Origin of the sequence: Sphingomonas sp. PWP1-2 (assembly GCF_049898305.1) — a bacterium.
In the GTDB taxonomy this organism is placed as follows: domain Bacteria; phylum Pseudomonadota; class Alphaproteobacteria; order Sphingomonadales; family Sphingomonadaceae; genus Sphingomonas; species Sphingomonas glacialis.
Genome location: NZ_JAFCXM010000018.1, coordinates 2501 through 5817, shown reverse-complemented (window position 1 = coordinate 5817; position 3317 = coordinate 2501). Strand labels below are relative to the sequence as shown.

Below are 3317 nucleotides of genomic sequence, written 5' to 3'. Positions count from 1 at the left end.
CCTGAGACGGTTTGGTATGTCGGTGTGTGGTTGCGGGGACAGGATTTGAACCTGTGACCTTCAGGTTATGAGCCTGACGAGCTACCGGGCTGCTCCACCCCGCGCCAGGGTAGATGACTTGTAAATGGGTTCTCATGAGAGACACGAACGTTTTGTGTTCACCGGCTTCAATGCCTGGCGACGACCTACTCTTCCATCGCTTAAGCGATAGTACCATCGGCGCAGTCAGGTTTCACGGCCGAGTTCGGGATGGGATCGGGTGGGGCACTGACGCTATAGCCACCAAGCAATGGAGCCGGTGAACAGCAAAAAGTTCGGGTTCTCTCGGGAAGCCCAGCTTGCGCTGGGCTCCCAAAATCGATGTCCGTGCATACCTATGTGATGATGTAGTTTGTTCAATCAGGCGTTGCATTTGATCATCCGCCATCTGTGACGTGCTGGTTTACCCAGGATTGTCATTGATGGTGGGACTCTCAAGCGCGAATAGAGCAATTAGTATCGGTTAGCTCCATGGATTACTCCACTTCTACATCCGATCTATCAACGTCATGGTCTCTGACGGCTCTATGAAATCTTATCTCGAGGGAGGCTTCCCGCTTAGATGCTTTCAGCGGTTATCCCGTCCATACATAGCTACCCTGCTGCGCTCTTGGCAGAACGACAGGTACACCAGAGGTATGTTCAACCCGGTCCTCTCGTACTAGGGTCAACTCCTCTCAAATTTCGACGCCCACGGCAGATAGGGACCAAACTGTCTCGCGACGTTCTGAACCCAGCTCACGTACCACTTTAATTGGCGAACAGCCAAACCCTTGGGACCTGCTCCAGCCCCAGGATGTGATGAGCCGACATCGAGGTGCCAAACAACCCCGTCGATATGAGCTCTTGGGGGTTATCAGCCTGTTATCCCCGGCGTACCTTTTATCCGTTGAGCGATGGCCCTTCCACGAGGGACCACCGGATCACTATGACCGACTTTCGTCTCTGCTCGACTTGTCAGTCTCGCAGTCAGGCGGGCTTATGCCATTGCACTCTAACAGACGGTTTCCAACCGTCCTGAGCCCACCATTGCGCGCCTCCGTTACTCTTTAGGAGGCGACCGCCCCAGTCAAACTACCCGCCACAGAGGGTCCCTGATCCAGTTTCATGGATCGAGGTTAGACATCAGAAACAAACAGGGTGGTATTTCACCTATGGCTCCACGTCAGCTGGCGCCAACGCTTCATAGCCTCCCACCTATGCTACACAGTTTCTTCCTAATGCCACTCTGAAGCTGCAGTAAAGGTGCACGGGGTCTTTCCGTCTAACCGCGGGAACCCCGCATCTTCACGGGGAATTCAATTTCGCTGAGCATGTCCTGGAGACAGTGGGGAAGTCGTTACGCCATTCGTGCAGGTCGGAACTTACCCGACAAGGAATTTCGCTACCTTAGGACCGTTATAGTTACGGCCGCCGTTTACCTGGGCTTCATTTCAGAGCTTGCACCCCTCCACTTAACCTTCAGGCACCGGGCAGGCGTCAGGCCCTATACGTCGTCTTGAAGCCGACTTAGCAGAGCCCTGTGTTTTTGCTAAACAGTCGCTACCCCCTGGCCTGTGCCCCCCAACAGAGCTTGCGCTTAGTTGGGGCCTCCTTCTTCCGAAGGTACGGAGGCAATTTGCCGAGTTCCTTCAGGACACTTCTCTCAAGCGCCTTGGTATACTCTACCTGACCACCTGTGTCGGTTTCGGGTACGGTCTATACGGTGGGGCTATTTCCTGGGACCTCTTCGAAGCCTTCCCAATCCAATAAGGGAAGACAACACACGAGATCCGTCACACACCACCAGGTCACGGAATATTAACCGTGTTCCCATCGACTACCCCCTTCGGGCTCGTCTTAGGGGCCGACTCACCCTGCGCGGATTAGCCTTGCGCAGGAACCCTTGGTCTTTCGGCGAAAGGGCATCTCACCCTTTTTATCGCTACTCATGTCTGCATTCGCACTTCCGATACCTCCACGACCCATTACCAGATCGCTTCACAGGCTTACGGAACGCTCCGCTACCGCGTACCATATAAATGGCACACCCTAAGCTTCGGTGCGTGTCTTGAGCCCCGTTACATCTTCGCCGCAGAACCTCTTATTTAGACCAGTGAGCTGTTACGCTTTCTTTAAAGGATGGCTGCTTCTAAGCCAACCTCCTGGTTGTTTTGGAAGTTCCACATGCTTTCCCACTTAGACACGACTTGGGGACCTTAGCTGTAGGTCAGGGCTGTTTCCCTTTTGACGACGGACCTTAGCACCCGCCGTCTGTCTCCCGGATATCACTCTTGGGTATTCGGAGTTTGGTTAGAGTTGGTAGGTCTCGCGACCCCCGCATCCATCCAGTGCTCTACCCCCCAAGGTGTCCATCCGAGGCACTACCTCAATAGTTTTCGCGGAGAACCAGCTATTTCCCGGCTTGATTGGCCTTTCACCCCTAAGCACAACTCATCCGGTAACTTTTCAACGTTAATCGGTTCGGACCTCCAGTGCGTGTTACCGCACCTTCATCCTGGTCATGCATAGATCGCCGGGTTTCGGGTCTAATACATCAAACTCTGGCGCCCTATTCAGACTCGCTTTCGCTGCGCCTACACCTAACGGCTTAAGCTTGCTTGATACATTAAGTCACAGACCCATTATGCAAGAGGTACGCTGTCAGGCCTCAAGGACCCTCCAACTGCTTGTAGGCAATCCGTTTCAGGTACTGTTTCACTCCCCTCATCGGGGTGCTTTTCACCTTTCCCTCACGGTACTAGTTCACTATCGGTCGCATACGAGTATTTAGGCTTAGAGGGTGGTCCCCCTATGTTCAGACAGAATTACACGTGTTCCGCCCTACTCGAGTCCTGATGTTTCATTTTCGCATACGGGGCTGTCACCCGCTATGGCCGGTCTTTCCAAACCGTTCTGCTAATTCACCATCAGGCACTGGCCTGGTCCGCGTTCGCTCGCCACTACTAACGGAATCTCGGTTGATGTCTTTTCCTCCAGCTACTGAGATGTTTCAGTTCGCCGGGTTCGCCTCACGAAACCTATGTATTCAGTTAAGTGATACCTAACCCCATTTAGCGTCGCACCGAGTTGCCTCGATACGAAGTTAAACGGGATAGGTGGGTTTCCCCATTCGGAAATCGTGGGATCAAAGCCTGCTCACGGCTCCCCCACGCTTATCGCAGCGTGCCACGTCCTTCATCGCCTGTATGCGCCAAGGCATCCACGAATTGCCCTTACCTCACGCTTGAGAGTCCGCACCACCAATGACAATGCTGGGATCGACCCATGACGGATCG

General features: G+C 53.8%; 1 tRNA gene and 2 rRNA genes. All 3 read right to left on the bottom strand.

From position 1 onward, the window contains the following. Window positions 1-27: 27 nt before the first annotated feature. The 3 genes from ACP7C5_RS19090 to ACP7C5_RS19080 all read right to left on the bottom strand — a co-directional run bounded on the left by ACP7C5_RS19090 (window position 28) and on the right by ACP7C5_RS19080 (window position 3268). Window positions 28-104 (bottom strand) — tRNA-Met (locus ACP7C5_RS19090). A gap of 68 nt (window positions 105-172) precedes the next feature. Continuing rightward, window positions 173-287: ribosomal RNA gene (gene rrf, locus ACP7C5_RS19085) — 5S ribosomal RNA — on the bottom strand. 185 nt (window positions 288-472) lie between these two features. After that, window positions 473-3268: ribosomal RNA gene (locus ACP7C5_RS19080) — 23S ribosomal RNA — on the bottom strand. Window positions 3269-3317: the final 49 nt, after the last annotated feature.